The organism is Paenarthrobacter sp. CC6 (assembly GCF_040560085.1).
GTDB lineage: Bacteria > Actinomycetota > Actinomycetes > Actinomycetales > Micrococcaceae > Arthrobacter > Arthrobacter nicotinovorans.
The window spans coordinates 260,941-285,051 of the sequence record NZ_JARDAN010000006.1 but is presented as its reverse complement, the minus strand read 5'-3'; the positions used below and the strand labels follow the sequence as shown (position 1 = coordinate 285,051).

Genomic DNA, 24,111 nt, shown 5'->3' with positions numbered 1-24,111 from the left:
ATGAGTAGCCTATCCATGTGGAAGATCTCTTTGGTGCCGGCGCAGTGGACGACGACGAGTCGGAGGAGCAGCCTGCCGCAGGGGGACCCTCGGACGCCAACTGGATGGCGTCCCAACGCAGTCCGCTGGCGGTGCGGATGCGGCCACGGACCTTGGACGACGTTGTGGGACAGCAGCACCTGCTCGGGCATGGTTCCCCGCTCCGGCAACTGGCGGCCGGCGCGGAGGCTGCCGGCCCGGCCGGCCCCAGCTCGGTGATCCTTTGGGGGCCGCCTGGAACAGGAAAGACCACCCTGGCGCATGTGATCGCCCGCGGTCCCGGCCGGAAGTTTGTTGAGTTGTCTGCGATCACCGCCGGCGTCAAAGACGTACGCCGGGTCATGGACGAGGCCCTGACTGCCCGTGACCTGTACAAGAAGACCACTGTCCTGTTCCTGGACGAGATCCACCGCTTCAACAAGGCCCAACAGGATGCCCTCCTGCCGGGGGTTGAGAACCGCTGGGTCGTGCTGGTGGCAGCAACCACGGAAAACCCGTCCTTCTCGGTGGTCTCGCCCCTGTTGTCGCGTTCGCTGCTGCTGACGCTGAAGCCGCTGACTGACGATGACATCTCGGGACTGCTGCAGAGGGCAGTGTCCGACGCCCGCGGACTCGCGGGCCGCGTTGAGCTCAGCCCGGAAGCGCTGGATCATCTCGTGCGGCTGTCCGGAGGCGACGCCCGGCGTGCGTTGACGGCATTGGAAGCCGCTGCCGGGGTAGCTTTCGGTGACTCAACCGCCGTCGACGACCCGGCCGCCGTCGAAGGCGAAGCGCCGGACGCCGCGGTGCTGGTGGAACTCCGCCACACGGAACGGGCCTTGGACGCTGCGGCGGTGCGCTATGACCGCGCGGGGGACCAGCATTATGACGTCGCCAGCGCGTTCATCAAGTCCATCCGCGGCTCGGATGTGGATGCGGCACTGCACTATCTGGCCCGGATGCTCGAAGCCGGGGAGGACCCGCGCTTCGTGGCCCGACGGATCGTGATCTCCGCCGCCGAGGACATCGGCATGGCCGACCCCACCGCATTGCAGACCGCCGTGGCAGCGGCGCAGGCAGTGCAGTTGATCGGCATGCCTGAGGGCCGCATTGTGCTGGCCGAGGCCGTGGTGCACCTTGCAACGGCGCCTAAATCCAACGCCGCCTACATGGGCTTGAACAAAGCGGTGGCGGATGTGCGTGCAGGCTATGGCGGCGGCATTCCGATGCATTTGCGGGATGCCCACTATCCCGGTGCCAAGCAACTGGGCCACGGCACCAGCTACAAATACGCCCACGATGAGCCGCACGGGATAGCCACCCAGCAGTACCCGCCGGACGACCTCGTCGGCAAGGACTACTACCAGCCCACCAACAACGGCGCGGAGCGGGATATTGCGGCCAGGTTGGAGCGGCTCCGCAAGATCGTCCGCGGCGAGTAGCGGAGGCAGGGCGGTTCCAACGCCCGTGGTAGGATTGATCCTTGTCTGGCATGACCCGACGCCAAATCCCTTGAAGATTTCTTCAACGGTGCTGCGCGCCCGGGCCAGTAGCAAGAGGCAGCGGTTGGCCGATGCTCTCCCTGATGGAGGCCAGTAACACAGATACACCGCAGTAATTGGAAGGACACAAGTGGCTAACAACACTCGTGCTCGCCGTACCGCACGCCTTTCGCGTGCACTCGGCATTGCTCTGACCCCCAAGGCCGCCAAGTACATGGAGCGCCGCCCGTACGGCCCCGGTGAGCACGGCCGTGCCCGCAAGAAGCAGGACTCCGACTACGCCGTACGTCTGCGCGAAAAGCAGCGTCTGCGCGCCCAGTACGGCATCCGCGAAGCCCAGATGACCCGTGCCTTCGAAGAAGCACGCCGCACCAAGGGCCTGACCGGTGAAAACCTGGTCGAGCTGCTCGAAATGCGTCTGGACGCCCTCGTGCTCCGTGCAGGCTTTGCCCGCACCATCGCACAGGCACGCCAGCTCGTCGTGCACCGCCACATCATGGTTGACGGCGTCCGCGTGGACCGCCCGTCCTTCCGCGTTGGCGAAGGCCAGCTCATCCACGTTCACAGCCGCTCCGAGGTCATGGCACCGTTCCAGGTCGCCGCTGCCGGTGCACACGTCCTGAACAACGTGCCCGCATACCTGGACGTCAAGATCGACGCCCTGCAGGCACGCCTGGTTCGTCGCCCGAAGCGCTCTGAGGTCCCCGTGATCTGCGAAGAGCAGCTCGTCGTCGAATTCTACGCTCGCTAAATTCAAGCAGCACAGACAAAGAAGCCCGTGGCAACCGCCGCGGGCTTCTTTGTCTATAAGGTACCGGGCCACTATAGGTAAGGTACTGGGGGAGGCCTTGGCCAAAGCCGCGATGCGGCTGGTGCAAGGCAGCGCAACGATCCTAGGAGAAGTGTTCTATGTCTGGTGGCGACATTGCCGGCCTCATCGCAGCAGGAGTCTTCGCGCTCCTGGTTCTGCTGTTGGCTGTGCCCATTCTGAAGTTGGGCGGCGTTTTCGATGAGGTCCGCACCTCCATCCGTTCCATCAGCGACGGCGCCACGCCTTTGATGGACGAAGTGACTGCCACGGTCACTACCACCAACCAGCAGCTGAAGAAGGTCGATGGCATCGCCTCCAACGTCTCGGACGCGTCAGCCAACATCTCCGCGCTGTCCTCGCTCGTGGCCGCCACGGTTGGGTCGCCGCTGATCAAGGTGGCTGCTTTCAGCTACGGAGTCCGCTCGGCTTTCGCCGCACGCCGGACCCCTTCCTCCGGCCGTCGCAGCCGCTGAATCAACGGGAGACCATAAACCGATGAAGAGAATTGTTTGGATGGGCATTGGCGTCGCAATCGGCGTCATCGCCTTCCGTAAGATCACCGAGGCACAGGCAAACCTGGGCCCCGAAGGTTTGAACCGTGCGGTTGGCCGGATGGCTGACGGGCTGTTCGACTTCGCCGACGCAGTGCGGTCCGGCATGCACCAGCGGGAAGAGGATCTCCGCGCAGCGCTTGGAATTGACGACGCCGTAGCAGGCGGACGGTAGCGGAGCGGTTCGCTCCCAGGCCCTCAACAGGGCAGAATGGAAAGCTGCGGAACGGCACCAGCCGGTACCGCGCACATCGTGTGCAGTGAATTGAGAAGGGTAAGTAATCAGCTAATGAAGTCGCAGGAGATCACCAAGCGCTGGGTGGACTTTTTTGTCAGCAAGGGCCACACCGCCGTTCCCTCCGCGTCGCTCGTTTCCAGCGACCCGTCACTTCTCTTCACTGTGGCCGGAATGGTGCCGTTCATTCCCTACCTGACCGCCCGCGAAGAGCCGCCCTACAGCCGTGCCACGAGCGTCCAGAAGTGCATCCGCACCGGTGACATCGAGGAGGTAGGCAAGACTGCCCGCCACGGAACGTTCTTCCAGATGTGCGGCAACTTCTCCTTTGGTGATTACTTCAAGGAAGATGCCATCAAGTTCGCCTTCGAACTGCTCACCACCAGCGTGGACGACGGCGGTTACGGACTGCCTGCCGAGCGCCTCTGGGTGACGGTCTACGAAGAGGACGACGAAGCCAAGGAACTGTGGCTCAAGAACACCGGCATCCCGGCTGAGCGTATCCAGCGCATGGGCAAGGCTGACAACTACTGGTCCACCGGGCAGCCCGGCCCCGCCGGCCCATGCTCGGAAATCTACTACGACCGCGGCCCGGCGTACGGCATCGAAGGCGGCCCGCTGGCCGACGAAACCCGGTACATCGAAATCTGGAACCTTGTGTTCATGCAGTACCAGATCGAAAACGTCCGTTCAAAGGTGGACTTCGATATCGTCGGCGAGCTGCCGAAGAAGAACATCGACACCGGCCTGGGCATGGAGCGCCTGGCGATGATCCTCCAGGGCGTCGAGAACATGTACGAGACCGACCAGGTCCGCCCGGTCATCGACAAAGCTGCCGAACTGTCCGGCCGCGAGTACACTTCGGCCGAGTCGCCGGAGGACCCGCACCACACCGATGACGTCCGCATGCGCGTCGTCGCGGACCACATCCGCTCCGCCCTGATGCTCATTGCCGATGGTGTGGCGCCGTCCAACGAAGGCCGTGGCTACGTGCTGCGCCGCCTCATCCGCCGGGCTGTGCGCGCCATGCGCCTCCTCGGTGTCGAGAAGGCATGCCTTCCTGACCTTCTTCCCGCCTCCCGCGACGCCATGAAGGGCGTTTACCCGGTGGTGGAAACCGACTTCGCGCGCATCAGCCGCATTGCTTACGCCGAGGAGAAGGCCTTCCTCCGCACCATTGCTTCGGGAACGGCCCGCCTGGAAGACGCTGTGGCCGAATCGAAAGCTGCAGGAGTTCCGTTGTCCGGTGCCGATGCCTTCGCGCTGCACGACACCTACGGCTTCCCGATCGACCTGACCCTGGAAATGGCCGAAGAAGCCGGCCTCAAGGTTGATGAGGCAGGCTTCCGCGCGCTCATGCTTGAACAGCGCCAGCGCGCACAGGCTGATGCCAAGGGCAAGAAGGGCGGCCACGCCGACCTCAGCGCCTATCAGGAGCTTCTCGGCAAGGGTGAGACCGTCTTTACGGGCTACGACGAACTTGAGGGCGAAGCAAAGGTCCGGGGCATCGTCAGCGCAGGCCGTGCTGTCGCACATGCCTCCACGGGTGACGAAATTGAGCTTGTCCTCAACGAAACCCCGTTCTACGCCGAAGCAGGCGGCCAGTCAGCAGACACCGGCCTCATCACCGGTGACGGCTTCGTGGTGGAGGTCCTTGACGTCCAGCGTCCCATCAAGGGCCTGAGCGTCCACAAGGCCATCGTCCGCGAGGGTGAGATTGCCTCCGACGCACTGGTGCGGGCCGCCGTCGACCGTGAACGCCGCCACGCCGCAGAGCAGGCCCACACCGGAACGCATATTGTCCATGCCGCCCTCCACCAGATCCTTGGGCCCGAAGCTACCCAGCGCGGCTCCTACAACAAGGCCGGCTACCTGCGCTTCGACTTCGCCTGGGGTGAGGGCCTCAGCCCCGCCACGCGTTCCGAGATTGAAGAAGTCTCCAACATCGCCATCCGGAACAACTACCGCGTTGACACCAAGGTGATGGGCCTGGCAGAGGCCAAGGCGCTGGGCGCCATGGCCCTCTTCGGCGAGAACTACGGCAGCGAGGTACGGGTCGTCGAGATCGACGGCGCCTGGTCACGTGAGTTGTGCGGTGGCACCCACGTATCCAACACCTCCCTCATCGGCAGCCTCTCGTTGCTGGGCGAGCAGTCCGTTGGTTCGGGAAACCGGCGCGTCGAGGCCTTCGTGGGCCTGGACGCGTTCCGTCACCTTGCCGCGGAGCGCGCACTGGTGACTGAACTGACCGAGCTTTTGAAGGTCCCGTCCGGCCAGCTTGCCGATCGCATCTCGAGCACGCTGAACAAGCTCAAGGCCACGGAGAAGGAACTCGACCGCCTCCGCAAGGAACAGCTCACGGCAGCAGCCGCCAACCTCGTCGGAACGGCAAAGGACGCAGCCGGCGTGCGCGTAGTTGCCCACGACGCCGGCCAGGTGGGCGGCGCAGATGACCTGCGGAACCTTGCCCTGGACCTGCGCAGCCGTCTCGGTTCGGACGCCGCTGCAGTGGCCGTTGCCGGGGTCAGCAACGATCGCCCGGTCATCCTCATCGCCACCAACGAAGCCGCCCGCGAGGCCGGAGTGAAGGCCGGTGCGCTGGTCCGCCTGGCTGCAGGCATCCTCGGTGGCGGTGGTGGCGGCAAGGACGACGTCGCTCAAGGCGGTGGCACCGACGCTGCGAAGGTCTCTGAGGCCCTCACAGCGGTGGTGGACGCGATTGCCAAGCGCTGACGGTGTCCGCCCGTACTAACGATGACGTCTACCCCCGGGGTATCAAGCTGGGGGTAGACGTCGGTACCGTCAGGGTCGGCCTTGCCCAGTGCGATCCTGACGGCATTCTCGCCACGCCGTTCAAGACGGTAGGGCGCGATGCCAAAAAGAACTCCGATGTCCGTTTGGTGGTCAAACACGCCGCTGAGCTGCCTGCGGTGCAAATATTTGTCGGCCTTCCCCGCACCATGAAGGGGGAGGAGCGCGGCTCCGCGGCCATGGCTGCCGAGTACGCATTGCTCCTTGTGGAAGAGCTGGCCCGCGCCGGTCTGGACATTCCCGTGAACCTCGTCGATGAGCGGCTTTCCACTGTTACGGCACACCGCAACCTGCACGAAGCTGGCATGAGCAGCAGGAATCACCGTAAAGTGGTTGATCAGGTTGCTGCTGCTGGAATACTCCAGCACGCGATCGACATGCAAAAAGCCAGAGGAACGGACATCGGCCGCCGAGTGCAGGCACCGGCGGAGTCCGAAAAGCCCAGCAGTGCCCCAACGCTGCAGGCTGCCTCAGGCAGTGAACCCGATACTTCAACGAGGGGACTGCAACTGTGAGCCCGGTCAACAACGACCCCTCCAGCGGTACCGCCGGCGGCGGCATGCCGCTGACCCGCAAAGAGCTGCGGGCGCGGGAACGATTCCTCGCCACGCAGAACCACAACGTCGTACCCGTTCCCGAAGCGACCCCCGGCGAAGATTCCTTGTCGGTCGAAACAGAGGCGGAACTTCCACGTCCCGTTCCTGCTGTTCCAGCTCCACGCGTCCCCGAAGCGCCGCCGGCATCTGCAGCCCCGCCTGCCGCCAACCCTCCGGCTGCAGCCGCCCCGCCGGCAGCGCCTGCTGCCCCGCCGGTACCCGCCCAGAAGCCGGTAGCCGAGCTTCAGAATGAGCGCGGGACTGTCGAGCATGATGACGTGGTGCACGCGCCGGTCACCCCCGAAGCAGCCCCTGCGCCCCAAGAACACGCACCGGACCATGAGCCTGCGCCGGACCATGAGCCTGCGCCGCACCATGAGCCTGGGTCGATCGACCATGACGGGTTCGACCACCCCCATGCCGGGCATGGTGAAGGGGAACTGGTCCACGCTGAGCATTCCGCGTTACCCCTTGAGGCCCATGAGTACGCCGAGCATGACGCGCACTACGGCGTAGCGGCCCATGATGGCTTTCACGACGGGCTTCACCCGGATGAGCTCCATCACGACGAACTCCACCACGACGAGCTCCACCACGATGAACTCCACCACGACGATCATCCCCACGAGTTGTTGGCGCCTGCAGTGACCACCGCGGCGGCCAAAGCCGCCGCGAAGAAGGCGCGCCGCCGTCGTCGTGTCCTTGCCCTCCTCCTGACGCTGGGAGTGTTCGTCGCTGCCATCGCCGTTGGCGCGCAGTTCCTGAAGCCGTTGCTGGGAATGGACAAGGTTACCGACTACCCGGGACCCGGCACGGGTTCCGTCGTCGTCACGGTGCCCCAAGGCTCTGGACCCAAAGCTGTAGCCAACGACCTCGTGCAGAAACATGTTGTGGCGGACGCCGATTCGTTCGTCAAGGAGTTCGCGAGCCAGGGCGGTGAGTTGTCGCCCGGTGACTTTACGTTCCGGACCGAGATGAAGAACTCGGACGCCGTTGCGGTCCTGGTGAACAAGGACACCTCCAAAGTCATGTACTTCGCGTTGAGCGCTGGATTGCGTATCACCGAGTCCCTGGAAGCCATTTCCAAGGGCTCAGGCATTCCGATGGAGCAGCTCAACGCCCTCAACCAGGCTCCTGGACAGTTCGGCGTTCCGGCCAAGGCCAAGAACCTCGAAGGCTTCCTGGCACCGGGGGAGTATCGCTTTGAACTCGGCACTTCCGCCAAGGACATCATCCAAAAGCTTGTCACCACCACTTTGGATGAACTCAAAGCCCAAGGAATCACCGATCCCGCCAAGCAGTACGACACCGTGACCATCGCCAGCATCGTGCAGGCGGAGGGCGGACAGGCGGACTACGGAAACGTCGCGGGCGCCATCTACAACAGGCTCAAGCCCAACAACGTCGAAACCAGCGGGCTCATCCAATCCGACGCCACGGTAACCTACGGGCTGGGCAGGAAGTCCTTCCATGTCACGGAAGAAGAAAAGGCTGACAAGTCCAACCCGTACAACACGTACGCAAATGTGGGTCTGCCGGTGGGTCCCATCGGTTCTCCGGGCAAGACCGCGATCGATGCCGCGGCCAAGCCGACGCCCAACGACTACATGTACTGGGTAACGATCAACCTGGATACCAAGGAGACCAAGTTCTCCAAGACGCTGGCTGAGCACAACACCTATGTTGAGCAATACAACGCATGGTGCCAGGCCAACGCGGGACGGTGTGTGTGAGTCGTCGGGCTGCGGTCCTTGGCCATCCGATCTCCCACTCGAAGTCTCCGGCGCTGCATACTGCTGCCTACGCCAAGCTGGGTGTGGACATCGGGTACTCTGCCATCGATGTCACCGTTGCCGGCCTTCCGGCCTTCATGGAATCGCTCCGTGCACAAGACTCCTGGTGTGGCCTGTCCGTAACCATGCCGCTGAAGTCGGCCATGGTCCGTGAAGTCGATGAGGTCCGGGGCGCCGGCGCCCTGTTGGGCGTCATCAACACAGTCGTTTTCGAGTACGACGGCGGCGCGGTGCGTCGGGCGGGATACAACACAGACGTCGCGGGCATCGTGGAGTCGGTCAGGTATGCCGGCGTAGCCACCACCCCGCACGCCGCCATCCTCGGTGGTGGCGGTACTTCCGCTGCTGCGGTCGCCGCCGTCCATGAACTTGGCGCGGACCACGTGGACGTCTTCGTCCGCGACGCCGGTCGTGCCGGTGACGCCGAAGCCGCCGCGGCCGCCGTCGGGATCTCCCTCTCCGTCAGGCCGCTGACGGAGGCCGCCACGGCTGTAGCGGGCACGGACCTGGTGATATCGACCTTCCCGCCCCGCGCAGCTGACGATTTGGCCGAGGAACTGGCGGCACTGCCGGGAACCGGGGCCGGTGTCCTGCTGGATGTCGCCTACGATCCTTGGCCAAGCCGCATTGCGGAAGCCTGGCGCGGCCACGGGGGAGCGGTAGTCCCGGGGCTGGAGATGCTGATGTACCAGGCGGCTGAGCAGATACGGCTCTTCAGCGGCTGTGACGTTGATACCGCCGTCATAGATGTGATGTGCGACTCAGTCGGGCTTCCCCGGCGGGTGTTCTAGAGGCCCTACATGGCAGGATTGGTTATATGTTGCGTTGGTTGACTGCCGGTGAATCCCACGGTCCGGCTCTGATCGGAATTGTTGAAGGCGTGCCTGCCGGTGTTGAACTCACCAGCGGGCAAATTCGTGACGCGCTGGCGCGTCGCCGCCTCGGCTACGGACGTGGCGCCCGCATGAAGTTTGAACAGGACGAGGTCACCATCATGGGTGGCGTCCGGCACGGGTTCACCCAGGGTGGGCCGGTAGCCATCCAGGTTGGAAACACCGAATGGCCCAAGTGGGAGCAGATCATGTCTGCCGATCCGGTGGACCCGGAGGTCCTCGCCGACCAGGCCCGTAACGCCCCTTTGACCCGTCCCCGCCCCGGGCACGCGGACTTCACGGGTATGCAGAAGTACGGCTTCGACGAAGCCCGTCCGGTGCTTGAACGCGCCAGTGCACGGGAGACTGCCACCCGCGTTGCCCTCGGCACCGTCGCTGCGCAGTTCCTGAAGCAGCTGGGCGTGGAACTGGTGAGCCACACTGTGTCCATTGCCAGCGTCACCGTTCCTGAAGGCAAGCCGTTGCCCGGACCCCGGGACGTGCTGGCCCTCGACGCCGACCCCCTTCGTTGTTTTGACCGCGAGACATCCAACGCGATGGTCGCCGAGGTGGATGCAGCCCACAAGGAAGGCGAAACCCTCGGTGGCGTGGTTGAAGTACTTGCGTACGGCCTGCCGCCCGGACTGGGCAGCTACGTCCACTGGGACCGCCGTCTTGACTCGCGGCTTGCTGCTGCGCTTATGGGCATCCAGGCCATCAAGGGCGTTGAAGTCGGCGACGGGTTCCTTACGGCTGCCCGCCGCGGCTCGGCAGCCCACGATGAAATCGTCAAGGACGACGACGGCCGGATTGTCCGCCAGACCAACCGTGCCGGTGGCATCGAAGGCGGCATGAGTATCGGGGAAGTGCTGCGTGTTCGTGCAGCCATGAAACCGATCGCTACTGTTCCGCGCGCACTGCGCACCATCGACGTGAGCACGGGCGAGCCTGCCAAGGCGCACCACCAGCGTTCCGATGTTTGTGCTGTTCCCGCCGCCGGTGTCGTTGCCGAAGCCATGGTTGCCCTGGTTCTAGCGGAGGCTGTTGCCGAGAAGTTCGGTGGCGATTCCGTGGCGGAGACCCAGCGGAACCTGCAAAGCTATCTTGACAGCATTCCGGCCACCTTGGACTCGGTCGGCCGGTAGTGGTCCGCTCTGTCCTGGATGGCTGCTCCGCCCGTCCCGTTGTTTTGGTGGGGCCAATGGCTGTTGGCAAGTCGGCCATAGGCCAGCAGTTGGCCCAGCAGCTTGGTCTTCCGTTCGTGGACACCGACGCAGTGGTGGTTGCTGCCCATGGGAGCATTGCGGACATCTTCGCAGGACGCGGCGAGCACGCCTTCCGGGAAATCGAAGCCAGGGCAGTGGCGAAATCGATCGAGTCCGCCAAAGCACAGCCAGCGATCATTTCCCTGGGCGGCGGAGCAGTCCTTGATTCCGGAACCCAGCAACTGCTGGGGGAGTGCACCGTGGTTTACCTGGAATGCGACGCGGAAACCGTGGCGGACCGGATCGCGCGAAACACGGGAAGGCCCCTGCTGCAGGGTGACGCAATGGCCCGGTGGGAAGCACTCTTTGCCACCAGGCGTCCCGTCTACGAACGGCTCGCAGACATCGTCATGGATGTGCGTTCAGGATCCGTGGCGGAAATCGGCCTCCATTTGGAGGAACGGCTGCGCCAGCATGCAGCCTTGAAAGAGGAAGTTGAAAAGTGAGCAACGAAGCAACTGTCATCAAGGTGACCGGCCAGTCAGTCAACGAAAACTACGACGTCGTGGTGGGCCGTGGCCTGTTGCAGACCCTTCCCGAAAAACTCGGTGAACGCGTCCGGCGGGTCCTGGTCATCCACCCGCGAGCCCTTCGGCTGACGGGCGACACCGTTCGCGACGAGCTGGAGAGCGCCGGATTCACCGCGCTGACGGCCGAAATCCCGGACGCGGAGGAAGGCAAGCACATCCAGGTTGCCGCGTTCTGCTGGCAAGTGCTGGGCCAGAATGACTTCACCCGTTCGGACGCCATTGTGGCTGTCGGCGGCGGTGCTGTCACCGATCTCGCGGGCTTCGTGGCAGCCACCTGGCTGCGCGGTGTCAAGGTCATCCACATGCCCACGAGCCTCCTGGGAATGGTGGACGCCTCGGTTGGAGGCAAGACGGGCATCAACACCGCCGAGGGCAAGAACCTCGTGGGGTCATTCCACCCGCCGGCTGCCGTCCTGGCCGATCTGGATACTCTCCAGACTTTGCCGAAGAACGAGCTCATCTCCGGCATGGCGGAAGTCATCAAATGCGGATTCATCGCCGATCCCGCGATCCTCGAACTGATCGAGAAGAACACGGACGCCGTGATGGATCCCGGTTCCGATGTCGTCCGCGAACTCATTGAACGCGCCATCGCTGTCAAGGCCAATGTCGTATCCCAGGACCTCAAGGAATCCGGCCTGCGCGAAATCCTGAACTACGGCCACACCCTTGGCCATGCCATCGAACTGGTGGAGCGGTATTCCTGGCGCCACGGTGCTGCCGTTGCCGTGGGCATGATGTTCGCTGCCGAGTTGTCCCGAAGTGTCGGCCGACTGTCGGATGCCGATGCTGACCGGCACCGCACCATCCTCGAAAGCCTTGGCCTGCCCATTACCTACCGAAGGGACCGCTGGCAGGGTTTGCTGGACGGTATGCGCCGGGATAAAAAGTCCCGTGGTGACCTCCTCCGCTTTGTCGTCCTCGACGGAGTGGCCAAGCCCGGCATCCTGGATGTCCCCGATACTTCCCTTCTCTTTGCTGCCTATCAGGAGATCGCATCATGACGATTGCCTTGCGCGAAGGGGTCAGTGACTGGCCAACAGCCGGGTTCCCCGGTGTCCGGATGAACCCGGACACACTCCTGCCCGTGGTGGTCAATGAGGAAGTCATGGAGACTGCTCTCGCGGCTTCGGATGATCCCGCGGACCGGATCATGGCCCTCCTGCTTGAAAACCAGCCAAAAGAGGCAGCTGAACTTCTGGCAGAGGCCCGCTATAAGGATCCTGAGTCCTTCCGGCTCAGGATCTTTGAGGCCGAAGTCCACCGTGCCACCAACCGCCATGACCGTGCCGTCCAACTGTTCCGCCACCTGCTGCACGAGGTCCAGGGAACGTCCAAGGAAGCAGTAGTACGCCAGTATCTTGGCCGCGCCTACTTCGTGGGCGGCAACGCGTTGGCCGCAGCCGAGGAGTTCTCCAGGGCACTTGACCTGAGGGTGGCCATGGCCGCCGATGCGGCACTGATCTACTCGTCCGCTGTGGCCCTGCAACGGGCCCGGGATGTCCTGGAAGTTGCTTCCTGAGAGCTGCCTGTAACGCTGCCCGCAAGGTCATGCCGCATTTGCCGGTAGAATGGTTTTTGGATTTTTGATAAATACGCGCTGGCGCGCCGAAAGGCACGCCTGCTTGGCATAGATAGCTGGCAGCTAGAACCAGTGCGATTAACCAGAGGATACGAGTGGCAACCACAAACGACATCAAGAACGGGACCGTACTGAAGCTCGAGGGCCAGCTCTGGAACATCATCGAGTTCCAGCACGTCAAGCCGGGCAAGGGCGGTGCCTTTGTCCGCACCAAAATGCGCAACGTCATGTCCGGCAAGGTGGTCGACAAGACCTTCAACGCCGGCCTGAAGATTGAAACCGCAACGGTTGACCGCCGTGACTACCAGTACCTGTACCAGGATGGCGAAGACTTCGTCTTCATGGACACCCAGGACTACGACCAGATCACCGTTTCCGGTGCAACAGTCGGCGACGCCACCAACTTCATGCTCGAGAACCAGATGGTGAACATCGCCATCCACGAAGGCACTCCGCTGTACATCGAGCTGCCCCCGAGTGTCGTTCTCGAAATCACCTACACCGAGCCCGGCCTGCAGGGCGACCGCTCCTCCGCCGGAACCAAGCCGGCTACGGTGGAAACCGGCTACGAGATCCAGGTGCCGCTGTTCGTTGAGCAGGGAACCAAGGTCAAGGTCGACACCCGCGATGGCAGCTACCTGGGCCGGGTCAACGACTAGTGAGCGCACGCGGTAAAGCCCGTAGCAGGGCCTTGGAAGTACTTTTCGAAGCGGAGCAGCGCTCAGTTTCGGCTTTCGACGCAATGACAGCGCGTCGGGAGAAGACAGACCTCGTCATCAACCCCTACACGGTGGAAATAGTGGAGGGTGTTGTCTCCATGCAGGCAACCATTGATGAGTTCCTGGAGACCTACGCACAAGGCTGGACCTTGGAGCGCATGCCCTCCGTTGACCGCATCATTCTTCGTATCGGTGCGTGGGAACTTCTCTACAATGATGAAGTTCCGGACGGAGTGGCCGTAAGCGAAGCCGTGGCCCTCGCCAAGACGATGTCCACTGATGAGTCCCCGGCCTTCATCAATGGCTTGCTGGGCCGTCTGCAGAAGCTCAAGCCGTCGCTGCTGGCCTAGCCGGTAGGGCAGTATTCGAAAATGGACCCTCCTCCCCGGAAAACCGGAGAGGAGGGTCCATTTTTTCGGGCAAATACCGGAACTGCCCCGGGACCTAATGGAGGACAGCGGCCCTCAGTGCGGGGATGAGCCGGAGGTGTTCGATTTCGTCGTGTTGGTGCACGGGGACGTCGCGGCCACTGAGTATCCGTTGGCGTGTGAAAGCCAACGCGGTTGCCCCCTTGATGAATGCCTTCATCTGCCCGCCCCGGCCCCTCGATGCAGCCCAGCGAAGTGCTTGGCGCCTGCCCCGGGAGGTAGCCAGCATCTCCACCTCTGCCGGCGTGAACCAGCCTGCGCGGGCGTATTCCAGAAGCCGTTGACGGGTCAGCTTTCCCTCGGCGACGCGAAGCAGGATCACGCCGACGACGGCAACCAGGAAGATTGGTACCTGCACTGCGAAGTACTCCACCAGGAAGTTCTGCCCCATGCTGTTCCAGCGGTTGTGCAGGAACATTGCCGGCAGCAGGCCGATGAAGAAGGCCAGGACCGCATATCCTGAGTGCCATTTCCTGGCAGCGAATCCCATGATCAAACCGGTCGTGCCCGTGAATACTGCGTGGGCAAAGGGAGACATGACGCCACGAAGGATGAAAATGCGTACCAAATCGGTCCCGGGATCAGTGGAAGAAGCGATTTCGCGCCCGAAGTAGAGGATGTTCTCAGTGAAAGCGAACCCCGCCGCAATGGTGAACGCGAACACCACGCCATCCACGGGACCGTCGAAGTACTTGCGGGCTGCCAGGATCAGGACCAGGAGTCCCAGTGACTTCGTGAATTCCTCCACGATCGGGGCCTGGACCGTCGCCATGAAATAGGCGAAGGCCTCTTCGCTCCCGGTGGGAGCGGCAAGCGCGAAAAGCGGTTGGATCAACAGCGTGCCGGCTATGGAAACGGCCGCACCCCACGTAAAGGCGAACCAGAGCAGCCGCGGCGGTTCGGGCTCCCACCGGTCTATGACGCGCACCGTCAACAGGACGATGGACAGTGGGATCAATGAGACCAGGAAGCCGATGATGAACCCTGCGATCCCCGTATTTCCCAAGAGGAACGGCACCACCAACAGAAGACTACCCAGGACCAGGACGGTGCCGACGATCAGCAAGGGAAGGGTGCCCCAGCTCCGGCGTGCAGGCCGTGCCGGTGGCGTGGCCCAGTTTTGCCGTGGCAGGGACGCCGGGTTTCCCGGGGCTGCCTGGTAGTTTCGCGGCTGAACGCGACCGATCCACGTGGGGTTGGCACCTGGCTCCAGGTAAGGCCTTGGATAAGGATGTCCGCCGTGCTGACCGGGCTGGTTCATGCTCATGGGAAAGAGCCTATTCCACGCTCGGAAATGTGAGCTTAAACTCACCCACCTGCCAAGGACCCGCGCGGTCGTCCCATGGCCGCTGTGATACTTTTGGAGAGCAAATATTCCTTTTTTAATTCCGTCCCGTGAGGCGGGGAAAGGGGAGACGAGCGATGACTGAAGTCACTTCTGCGCACGTGCCGTCGCGGGTTGTCCTCAACCAGGCGGATATCGATCGTGCGCTTACTCGTATCGCCCACGAGATCCTCGAAGCCAACAAAGGCTCGCAGGACCTGGTTCTGTTGGGCATTCCCAGCCGCGGTTATCCGCTGGCCGTGCGGCTCGCCAATAAGATCGCCGCAGCCGACCCCACGGTTAACGCCGGGGCCATTGTCGGCCAGCTGGACGTCACCATGTTCCGTGACGACCTCTCCCACCAGCCCACCCGGCCTCCGCACCATACCCGGCTTCCGCTGTCCGGCATCGACAACAAGGTTGTTGTGCTCATTGACGACGTCCTCTACTCGGGACGCACCATCCGTGCAGCCTTGGACGCCCTTGTCGATCTCGGCCGTCCACGCATCGTCCGCCTTGCGGTCCTGGTGGACAGGGGCCACCGCGAACTTCCCATCCGCGCCGACCACGTGGGTAAGAACCTGCCGACCTCCTCTGCGGAAAAAGTCCGGGTACACCTTGAGGAAACTGATTCCGTAGATGGCACACCCGTCAACGAGGTAGTAATCGAGGCGGGCAAGTGAAGCACCTTCTTTCCACGGAAAACCTGGTCGCATCCGACGCCATCCGCATCCTGGACACCGCGGAAGAGATGTCCGCAGTGGGGGACCGCGAGGTCAAGAAGCTCCCCGCGCTCCGGGGCCGCACCGTAGTGAACCTATTCTTCGAGGACTCCACGCGAACCCGGATCTCCTTTGAAGCGGCGGCCAAGCGCTTGTCCGCCGATGTCATCAACTTCGCAGCCAAGGGATCCTCCGTATCCAAGGGCGAGTCCCTCAAGGACACCGCGCAGACCCTCGCGGCCATGGGCGCGGACGCCGTCGTCATCCGCCACTGGGCTTCGGGCGCGCCGCACCGCCTGGCCGCTACGGACTGGATCGATGCCGCGGTGATCAACGCCGGCGACGGTACTCACGAGCACCCGACGCAGGCACTTTTGGACGCCTTCACCATGCGCAGGCACTGGTCGAAGCTCAACGGAGTCGCATCGACGGGAGCGGACCTGGCAGGCATGCGGGTCGCCATTGCGGGGGACGTGCTGCACTCGCGCGTGGCCCGCTCCAACGTCTGGCTGCTGAAGACCCTGGGTGCCGAGGTCACCTTGGTGGCGCCACCCACCCTGCTGCCCATCGGCGTCGAGCACTGGCCCTGCAAGGTCAGCTACAACCTGGACGAAACGCTCGAGTCCGGTATTGACGCCATGATGATGCTGCGCGTCCAGGGTGAGCGGATGAACGCCTCGTTCTTCCCGTCCACCCGTGAATATTCGCGCCGCTGGGGCTTCGACGACGCCCGCCTCCGCGCTTTGGATGACCTGGGCATGAAGGACACCATCATCATGCACCCCGGCCCCATGAACCGTGGCCTGGAGATTTCATCCGCCGCCGCCGACTCGCCCCGTTCCACTGTGCTTGCGCAGGTACGAAACGGCGTTTCGGTCCGCATGGCGGCCCTGTACCTGCTGCTGTCCGGGGATACCCGCGAAGCAGCCCCACTGAACATTGTCACACCGGCTTTCGCAAGCCCGTCCAGCAAGGAGAGCAACTGATGGCCGAGAACACTTACTTGATCCGCGGGGCCGCCGTCCTCGGTGGCGAGGCCCAGGACCTGCTGATCCGCGACGGCGTAATTGCCGCCCGGGGTGCGGACCTTTCCGATGAGGGCGCCACCGTGATCGACGGCAAGGGCCTGGTGGCCCTGCCGGGCATGGTGGACGTCCACACGCACCTGCGTGAACCCGGTCGCGAGGACGCCGAAACAGTGGAGACCGGCACCCGGGCTGCTGCCCTCGGTGGCTTTACGGCCGTCCACGCCATGGCCAACAGCAACCCCGTGGCTGACACCGCCGGTGTCGTCGAGCAGGTCCACAGCCTGGGCCGTGCGTCCGGCTGGGTCGATGTGCGTCCTGTCGGCGCGGTCACCGTGGGTTTGGCCGGCGAGCAGCTCGCCGAGCTTGGCGCCATGGCCGACTCCCGCGCGCAGGTGCGGATGTTCTCCGACGACGGCATCTGCGTTCACGACCCGGTACTCATGCGCCGCGCGCTTGAGTACGTCAAAGCGTTCGACGGCGTCGTGGCCCAGCACGCGCAGGAACCCCGCCTTACCGCCGGGGCACAGATGAACGAGGGCACAGTCTCCGCAGTCCTGGGACTGACCGGCTGGCCCGCCGTTGCCGAGGAAAGCATCATTGCCCGTGACGTCCTGCTTACCCAGCACGTCGGGTCCCGGCTGCATGTGTGCCACGTTTCCACTGCCGGGTCTGTTGAGATCGTGCGCTGGGCGAAGGCCCGTGGCATCAACGTCACTGCCGAAGTGACCCCGCACCACTTGCTCCTGACGGACGAATTGGTCCGCAGCTACGACCCGGTCTACAAGGTCAACCCGCCGCTTCGCACGGATGCCGATGTGCAGGCCTTGCGGGAAGGACTGGCCGACGGCACCATCGACGTCGTCGGAACCGACCACGCCCCGCACCCCAGCGAGCACAAGGAGTGCGAGTGGGCGCAGGCGGCCATGGGCATGACGGGCCTTGAAACGGCGCTCTCGGTGGTTCAGGAAACCATGATCGAAACCGGCCTCATGACCTGGGCCGACTTCGCCAGGGTCACCTCGTTCACTCCCGCCGTCATCGGCCGCGTGGCCGACCAAGGCCGTCCGCTGGAAGTTGGCGAGCCGGCCAACGTCATCCTGGTGGACCCGGCTGCGCGTTGGACGGTCGACCCCCATAAGATGGCAACCATGGGCCGCAATTCACCGTTCAAGGGCAAAGAGCTGCCCGGATCCGTGGTGGCTACCTTCTTCAAGGGCCACCCCACGGTCCTCGACGGCCGGCTCAACACGCCCTACCAGCACCCGGCAGTCAGCAACTGATGAGCAACCAGACATTGACTGTGCTCACCACGGTGCCGCTGATCGTTGCCGTACTGGTGATGATCTGGCTCGGGTGGCGGAACCGGCTGAGGCGACAAGCCGACGTCGAACGTCTGCCTGCGGTGCCGGAACAGCTGACGCCGGCGAGCGTCGTCGCTGATGGCCAGTACGTGACCACCACGACGGCGGGCGACTGGCTCGACCGCATAGCGGCCCAGGGCCTGGGCATCCGGACCAACGCGGAACTGAGCATCCACGCCGAAGGCGTGTTGTTCGACCGCTCCGGTGCCGCCCCCGTCTTCATCCCGCGGCGGTCCCTCGTGGACAGCCGCGAAGCCAACGGCATGGCCGGGAAGTTCGTCGAAAAAGACGGCCTCCTTGTCATCAGCTGGAGGCTTGGCGCCCGGGAACTCGACACCGGATTCCGGTCCCGGCACTCAGCCGACAAGAAGCTCCTCCTTGAAGCCCTCCAGGAATTGATCTCCGCAGCCCCTCAGGCAGATGCCGATAGTGGAAAGTAATAAAGTGACGGAAAGTAACGCAGCCACCAAAACCACCCCCTCCGCAGCAGTACTGGTGCTCGAAGACGGCCGCATGTTCCGCGGCCGCAGCTACGGCGCCCAGGGAACCGCACTGGGAGAGGCCGTCTTCGCCACCGGCATGACCGGCTACCAGGAGACCATCACCGACCCCTCGTACGCCCGCCAGCTGGTCGTCCAGACTGCACCGCACATCGGCAACACCGGGGTCAACAGCGAAGACGCTGAATCCCGCCGCATCTGGGTGGCCGGGTACATTGTCCGTGATGCCGCGCGCCGGCCTTCCAACTGGCGCTCGGAGCGAAGCCTGGACGAGGAACTCGTCGAACAGGGCATCGTGGGCATCCAGGGCGTGGACACCCGTGCCATCACGCGCCACCTCCGCGAGCACAAGACCATGCGGGCTGGCATCTTCTCCGGCGAGGCCGCCCGGGCCACCGACAAGGAATTGTTGGACGCCGTCCTGGCCAGCGCGCCCATGGAGGGCGCAGCCCTGGCCGAGGAAGTCTCCATCGACGAGGCCTACGTGGTCGAACCCAAGGACCACGGCTGGGAAGGCGAACCCCGCTTCTCCATCGCCGCTGTGGACCTCGGCATCAAGGCCATGACTCCCGTGCGTTTCGCCGAGCGCGGCGTGCGCGTGCACGTCCTGCCTGCCACGTCCACGCTTGAGGACGTGAACGCGGTCAAGCCCGATGGCTTCTTCATGTCCAACGGACCCGGCGACCCCGCCACTGCCGACCACCAGGTTTCCCTGCTGCGTTCGGTGCTGGACGAGAAGCTGCCGTACTTCGGAATCTGCTTCGGCAACCAGATCCTGGGCCGCGCCCTGGGCTTTGGCACCTACAAGCTCCGCTACGGCCACCGCGGCATCAACCAGCCCGTGATGGACCGCCGTACCGGGAAGGTGGAAATCACCTCCCAGAACCACGGCTTCGCAGTGGACGCGCCGCTGAACGGATCCACGGTGGCGCCGGAGGAGCGTTACGGCCGTGTGGAGGTCAGCCACGTCTCGCTGAACGACGACGTCGTCGAAGGCCTCGCCTGCCTCGACATCCCGGCCTTCTCGGTCCAGTACCACCCGGAGGCAGCCGCCGGCCCGCACGACGCCGCGTACCTCTTCGACCGCTTCATCGACCTCATGGCCGATACCAAAGCCGCCGCTCCCGCAAAGAACAACGACTCCAAGACTGAGGACAAGAAGTAATGCCCAAGCGTACAGATCTCAAGAGCGTCCTTGTCATCGGTTCCGGTCCCATCGTCATTGGCCAGGCGGCCGAGTTCGACTACTCCGGCACCCAGGCCCTCCGGGTCCTGAAGGAGGAGGGCCTCCGGGTCATCCTGGTCAACTCGAACCCGGCCACCATCATGACGGACCCCGAGTTCGCCGATGCCACCTACGTTGAACCCATCACCCCTGAGGTGGTGGAGAAGATCATCGCCAAGGAGCGCCCGGACGCCATCCTGCCCACCCTTGGTGGCCAGACGGCCCTGAACACGGCCATCGCCCTGGATAAGAACGGCGTACTGGAGAAGTACAACGTCGAACTCATCGGTGCCAACATCGCCGCCATCGAACTCGGCGAGGACCGCGAGAAGTTCAAGGGCGTCGTGGAGCGTTGCGGTGCCGAGTCGGCACGCAGCCACATCATCCACACCATGGATGAAGCCTTCAAGGCAGCCGAAGACCTGGGCTACCCCATGGTGGTCCGGCCGTCCTTCACCATGGGCGGGCTGGGTTCCGGCCTCGCGTACAACGAGGACGACCTCCGCCGCATCGTCGGCCAGGGCCTCCAGTACAGCCCCACCACCGAGGTCCTGCTTGAGGAGAGCATCCTTGGCTGGAAAGAATACGAACTCGAGATGATGCGCGACAAGAACGACAACGTCGTTGTCGTCTGTTCCATCGAGAACTTCGACCCCGTCGGTGTTCACACCGGCGACTCCATCACGGTTGCTCCTGCCCTGACCCTGACGGACCGCGAGTACCAGAAGCTGCGCGACGTCTCCATCGCGGTTATCCGCGAAGTCGGCGTCGACACCGGTGGCTGCAACATCCAGTTCGCCATCGACCCCGCCACGGGCCGTGTGGTGGTCATCGAAATGAACCCGCGCGTTTCCCGCTCTTCGGCGCTGGCCTCGAAGGCAACCGGTTTTGCCATCGCCAAGATCGCCACGAAGCTCTCCCTGGGATACACCCTGGACGAGATTCCGAACGACATCACCCAGAAGACCCCGGCTTCCTTCGAGCCGACCCTTGACTACGTGGTTGTCAAGGTTCCGCGCTTCGCTTTCGAGAAGTTCCCGGCAGCAGACAACACGCTGACCACCACCATGAAGTCGGTGGGCGAAGCGATGGCCATGGGACGCAACTTCACCGAGGCCCTGCAGAAGGCCCTGCGTTCATTGGAGCAGAAGGGCTCCCAGCTGGACTTCAGCTCGGTCCCGGAATACGAAGTGGCAGAGCTCATCGAGAAGGCCAAGCGGCCTACCACGGAGCGTCTGCACCAGGTACAGCGGGCCCTCCTTGGCGGTGCCACCGTTGAGGACCTTTTCGAAGCCACCAAGATCGACCCCTGGTTCCTGGACCAGCTCCAGCTGCTCAATGAGACTGCCCAGGAAATCCGCAAGGCCGGCGTTCTCACCGAGGAAATGCTGCGCAACGCCAAGCGCCACGGCTTCTCCGACGAGCAGATCGGTGCCTTGACGCACAACAACGAGGCCGTGGTCCGCGGTGTTCGCCAGGCCCTGGGCATCCGCCCGGTCTACAAGACGGTGGACACCTGCGCCGCCGAATTCGCCGCCTACACCCCGTACCACTACTCCTCCTACGATGAGGAGGACGAAGTAGGCCTGCACTCCAAGCCCTCCGTCATCATCCTCGGCTCCGGCCCCAACCGCATCGGCCAGGGCATCGAGTTCGACTACTCCTGCGTCCACGCTTCCATGGCCTTGCGCAAGGCCGGCTACGAGACCGTCATGGTCAACTGCAACCCGGAGACTGTGTCCACGGACTACGACGTTTCCACGCGTCTGTACTTCGAACCGCTGACCCTTGAGGACGTCCTCGAGGTCATCGCTGCGGAGGAGCGCACGGGCGGCGTCATGGGCGTCTTCGTGCAGCTTGGCGGCCAAACCCCCTTGAAGCTGGCACAGCAGCTTGCCGACGCAGGTGTTCCCATCCTGGGCACCTCGCCGGAAGCGATCGACCTCGCCGAACACCGTGGCGCCTTCGCCCGGGTCCTGGACGAGGCCGGCCTGACCTCCCCGAAGAACGGCACCGCCGTTTCCTTCGAGGACGCCAAGAAGATCGCCGACGAAATCGGCTACCCCGTGCTGGTCCGCCCGTCCTACGTGCTGGGCGGCCGCGGCATGGAGATCGTCTACGACGAAGCAAACCTTTCCCGCTACATCGCGAACGCCACCGAGATCACCCCGGATCACCCGGTCTTGATCGACCGCTTCCTTGAAGACGCGGTGGAGATCGATGTCGATGCCCTCTTCGACGGCACCGACATGTACCTCGGCGGCATCATGGAGCACATCGAAGAGGCCGGTATCCACTCCGGTGACTCCGCGTGTGTCCTGCCTCCGATCACCCTTGGCAACAACGTGATCGAGCGCGTCCGGACGGCAACCCGTGCGATCGCCGAAGGCGTGGGCGTACGTGGCCTCATCAACATCCAGTTCGCCCTTGCCTCCGACGTCCTGTACGTCCTGGAAGCAAACCCCCGCGCCTCCCGTACCGTTCCGTTCGTCTCCAAGGCAACGGGCGTGCAGATGGCCAAGGCCGCTGCCTTGATCGGTACCGGCGTCACCATCAACCAGCTCCGCAGCGCGTACAAGATGCTGCCGGAAAGCGGCGACGGCTCAACGCTGCCGCTGGATGCTCCGGTTGCCGTGAAGGAAGCCGTGCTGCCGTTCAGCCGCTTCCGTACGCCGGAAGGCAAGGTCGTCGACTCCTTGCTCGGCCCGGAAATGCGCTCCACCGGTGAAGTCATGGGTATCGACAAGCACTTCGATACCGCCTTCGCCAAGAGCCAGGCAGCAGCCAACAACGCGCTGCCTACCGAAGGCAAGATCTTCGTTTCCGTGGCCAACCGGGACAAGCGTTCGGTGATCATGGGCGTCAAGCGGCTCTCGGACCTTGGCTTCGAGATCGTCTCCACCGGTGGCACCGCCGACGTCCTGCGCCGCAACGGCATCCAGGCGACTCCGGTCCGCAAGGTTGCCGAGGGAAGCAGCGCCGAAGGTGAGGGAACCATCGCGGACCTCGTCATCGCCGGTGAGATCGACATGGTCTTCAACACGCCTTCCGGTGGCGAAGCCCGCAGCGATGGATACGAACTCCGCGCCGCAGCGACCTCCATCGGCATTCCATGCATCACCACCGTTGCTGAGTTCAACGCGGCAGTTCAGGCGATCGAGGCCCTGCGGACCTATGAATGGTCGGTGACCAGCCTGCAGGAGCACGCAGCCAACCTGTCGGCAGCCATGGAAGCCGCACATGCCTGAGACTGCAGCATCACAGCAGGCACAGCAGCCGGTCCGGGAGTCTTTCGGCTCCCGGCTGGCTGCCGCCATGGCCTCCCGCGGTCCGCTGTGCGTCGGGATTGATCCGCACCCGCAGCTCCTGGCGGACTGGGGTTTGAACGACGACGTCGCGGGGCTGGAGCGCTTCTCGCTCTCGGTGGTTGAGGCGGTGGCTTCCCTCGCTGCCGCGGTGAAGCCGCAGGTGGCGCTGTACGAACGCCACGGTTCGGCCGGCATGGCTGTCCTGGAACGAACGCTTGCGGCCTCAGCGGACGCCGGGGTGCTCAGCATTGCTGATGCCAAGCGTGGCGATATCGGTTCCACCATGGCGGCCTATGCGGATGCCTGGCTGCGGGATGGGTCGTCGTTGGCTGCGGATTCGGTGACGTTGAGTCCGTACCTGGGATTTGAGTCGCTGCGTCCCGCCCTGGATCTCGCAGCCCGGAACGGCCGGGGTGTGTTCGTGCTTGCGCTGACATCGAACCCCGAGGGAAAGTCGGTTCAGCACGTCGGAGGCGAACACTCCGTGGCCCGCAGGATCGTGGCCGCAGCCGCTGCGGAGAACCAGCGTTATGAGGGTGCACTGGGATCGGTGGGCCTGGTGGTCGGTGCCACTATCGGCTCGGCCCTGACAGATCTGGGCATCGAGCTTGGCCCGGTCCGCGGAGCTATCCTTGCGCCGGGACTCGGAGCCCAGGGCGCGACGCCTGCCGACCTCCGTGCGACCTTCGCTGACGCGTATCCGCAGGTCCTGGCCACCTCCAGCCGGGGAATCCTGGCAGCAGGTCCGTCCATTCCGGCTTTGCGCGCCGCAGCCGGGGAGACCCTGGCCGGGCTTCGTTCCTGAGGCAACGCGGGGTCACTTTTGGCCCATGATGGGCCTGACTACCGGCCATAAGTGACCCCGCGTTGGTCCAACGCATTGCGCAACTGCGCCCCTGGCGGTAGGTTCAGGATCAGTCGCGTGATCTG

The 24,111-nt window shown here is 64.0% G+C and carries 22 protein-coding genes; 21 read left to right on the top strand and 1 reads right to left on the bottom strand.

Translation table 11 applies throughout. The features are described from left to right. Positions 1 to 17 precede the first annotated feature (17 nt). The 14 genes from PV760_RS06110 (at position 18) to nusB (ending at position 13,635) form a co-directional block, all read left to right on the top strand. The gene (locus PV760_RS06110) at positions 18 to 1,460 is read left to right on the top strand and encodes a replication-associated recombination protein A (RefSeq protein ID WP_018777747.1); all 1,443 of its coding nucleotides are present in this window, start codon (positions 18 to 20) and stop codon (positions 1,458 to 1,460) included. 190 nt (positions 1,461 to 1,650) lie between these two features. After that, positions 1,651 to 2,271, top strand: a complete 621-nt coding sequence (rpsD, locus tag PV760_RS06105) for a 30S ribosomal protein S4 (protein WP_018777746.1) — start codon at positions 1,651 to 1,653, stop codon at positions 2,269 to 2,271. Between the two features lie 158 nt (positions 2,272 to 2,429). After that, entirely contained in the window at positions 2,430 to 2,804 is a 375-nt protein-coding gene (locus PV760_RS06100) for a DUF948 domain-containing protein (RefSeq protein ID WP_018777745.1), read from the top strand. Positions 2,805 to 2,826: 22 nt separating this feature from the next. Continuing rightward, positions 2,827 to 3,057, top strand: coding sequence for a hypothetical protein (locus PV760_RS06095; RefSeq protein ID WP_026267164.1), 231 nt, complete (start codon positions 2,827 to 2,829; stop codon positions 3,055 to 3,057). Between the two features lie 114 nt (positions 3,058 to 3,171). After that, positions 3,172 to 5,850 carry an alanine--tRNA ligase gene (gene alaS, locus PV760_RS06090; RefSeq protein ID WP_018777743.1) on the top strand — a complete coding sequence of 893 codons (2,679 nt, stop codon included), beginning with the start codon at positions 3,172 to 3,174 and terminating at the stop codon, positions 5,848 to 5,850. Between the two features lie 2 nt (positions 5,851 to 5,852). Next, positions 5,853 to 6,443: a Holliday junction resolvase RuvX gene (ruvX, locus tag PV760_RS06085; protein WP_018777742.1), complete on the top strand. Its 591-nt coding sequence runs from the start codon at positions 5,853 to 5,855 to the stop codon at positions 6,441 to 6,443. Then, complete coding sequence (gene mltG / locus PV760_RS06080; RefSeq protein WP_055975943.1) at positions 6,440 to 8,257, top strand: endolytic transglycosylase MltG; 1,818 nt, start codon at positions 6,440 to 6,442, stop codon at positions 8,255 to 8,257. Before ruvX ends, mltG begins: the two co-directional genes overlap by 4 nt. Further along, entirely contained in the window at positions 8,254 to 9,108 is an 855-nt protein-coding gene (locus PV760_RS06075) for a shikimate dehydrogenase family protein (RefSeq protein ID WP_354627354.1), read from the top strand. The genes mltG and PV760_RS06075 overlap by 4 nt, the downstream gene beginning before the upstream one ends. Positions 9,109 to 9,134: 26 nt before the next feature. Further along, positions 9,135 to 10,334 (top strand): chorismate synthase, encoded by a 1,200-nt coding sequence (gene aroC / locus PV760_RS06070; protein WP_354627353.1) that lies wholly within the window; start codon positions 9,135 to 9,137, stop codon positions 10,332 to 10,334. Beyond that, on the top strand, positions 10,334 to 10,900 hold the full coding sequence (locus PV760_RS06065; RefSeq protein ID WP_079581387.1) for a shikimate kinase: 567 nt from the start codon (positions 10,334 to 10,336) through the stop codon (positions 10,898 to 10,900). The genes aroC and PV760_RS06065 overlap by 1 nt, the downstream gene beginning before the upstream one ends. After that, the gene (gene aroB / locus PV760_RS06060) at positions 10,897 to 11,988 is read left to right on the top strand and encodes a 3-dehydroquinate synthase (RefSeq protein WP_018777737.1); all 1,092 of its coding nucleotides are present in this window, start codon (positions 10,897 to 10,899) and stop codon (positions 11,986 to 11,988) included. The genes PV760_RS06065 and aroB overlap by 4 nt, the downstream gene beginning before the upstream one ends. Continuing rightward, a complete protein-coding gene (locus PV760_RS06055; RefSeq protein WP_018777736.1) occupies positions 11,985 to 12,506 on the top strand; it encodes a tetratricopeptide repeat protein in 522 nt (173 codons plus the stop codon). Before aroB ends, PV760_RS06055 begins: the two co-directional genes overlap by 4 nt. Before the next feature lie 155 nt (positions 12,507 to 12,661). Further along, entirely contained in the window at positions 12,662 to 13,225 is a 564-nt protein-coding gene (gene efp / locus PV760_RS06050) for an elongation factor P (protein ID WP_011774957.1), read from the top strand. After that, positions 13,225 to 13,635, top strand: coding sequence for a transcription antitermination factor NusB (gene nusB, locus PV760_RS06045; protein WP_018777735.1), 411 nt, complete (start codon positions 13,225 to 13,227; stop codon positions 13,633 to 13,635). Before efp ends, nusB begins: the two co-directional genes overlap by 1 nt. Positions 13,636 to 13,729: 94 nt before the next feature. Here the strand turns inward: nusB and PV760_RS06040 are convergent, their stop codons facing one another. Further along, a complete protein-coding gene (locus PV760_RS06040) occupies positions 13,730 to 15,025 on the bottom strand; it encodes a PrsW family intramembrane metalloprotease (protein ID WP_354627352.1) in 1,296 nt (431 codons plus the stop codon). 110 nt (positions 15,026 to 15,135) lie between these two features. Between PV760_RS06040 and pyrR the strand changes: the two genes are divergently transcribed. Genes pyrR through pyrF form a run of 7 tightly spaced genes read left to right on the top strand, consistent with a single transcriptional unit; the run spans position 15,136 to position 23,986 of the window. Then, on the top strand, positions 15,136 to 15,720 hold the full coding sequence (gene pyrR / locus PV760_RS06035) for a bifunctional pyr operon transcriptional regulator/uracil phosphoribosyltransferase PyrR (RefSeq protein ID WP_018777733.1): 585 nt from the start codon (positions 15,136 to 15,138) through the stop codon (positions 15,718 to 15,720). Continuing rightward, entirely contained in the window at positions 15,717 to 16,745 is a 1,029-nt protein-coding gene (locus PV760_RS06030; RefSeq protein ID WP_039241674.1) for an aspartate carbamoyltransferase catalytic subunit, read from the top strand. The genes pyrR and PV760_RS06030 overlap by 4 nt, the downstream gene beginning before the upstream one ends. Next, a complete protein-coding gene (locus PV760_RS06025; protein ID WP_055975935.1) occupies positions 16,745 to 18,067 on the top strand; it encodes a dihydroorotase in 1,323 nt (440 codons plus the stop codon). The genes PV760_RS06030 and PV760_RS06025 overlap by 1 nt, the downstream gene beginning before the upstream one ends. Further along, the gene (locus tag PV760_RS06020; protein WP_018777730.1) at positions 18,067 to 18,588 is read left to right on the top strand and encodes a PH-like domain-containing protein; all 522 of its coding nucleotides are present in this window, start codon (positions 18,067 to 18,069) and stop codon (positions 18,586 to 18,588) included. The genes PV760_RS06025 and PV760_RS06020 overlap by 1 nt, the downstream gene beginning before the upstream one ends. Beyond that, the gene (gene carA, locus PV760_RS06015) at positions 18,569 to 19,813 is read left to right on the top strand and encodes a glutamine-hydrolyzing carbamoyl-phosphate synthase small subunit (RefSeq protein ID WP_026267162.1); all 1,245 of its coding nucleotides are present in this window, start codon (positions 18,569 to 18,571) and stop codon (positions 19,811 to 19,813) included. Before PV760_RS06020 ends, carA begins: the two co-directional genes overlap by 20 nt. Next, the gene (gene carB, locus PV760_RS06010; RefSeq protein ID WP_018777728.1) at positions 19,813 to 23,121 is read left to right on the top strand and encodes a carbamoyl-phosphate synthase large subunit; all 3,309 of its coding nucleotides are present in this window, start codon (positions 19,813 to 19,815) and stop codon (positions 23,119 to 23,121) included. The genes carA and carB overlap by 1 nt, the downstream gene beginning before the upstream one ends. Then, a complete protein-coding gene (gene pyrF, locus PV760_RS06005) occupies positions 23,114 to 23,986 on the top strand; it encodes an orotidine-5'-phosphate decarboxylase (RefSeq protein WP_055975933.1) in 873 nt (290 codons plus the stop codon). Before carB ends, pyrF begins: the two co-directional genes overlap by 8 nt. Positions 23,987 to 24,111: the final 125 nt, after the last annotated feature.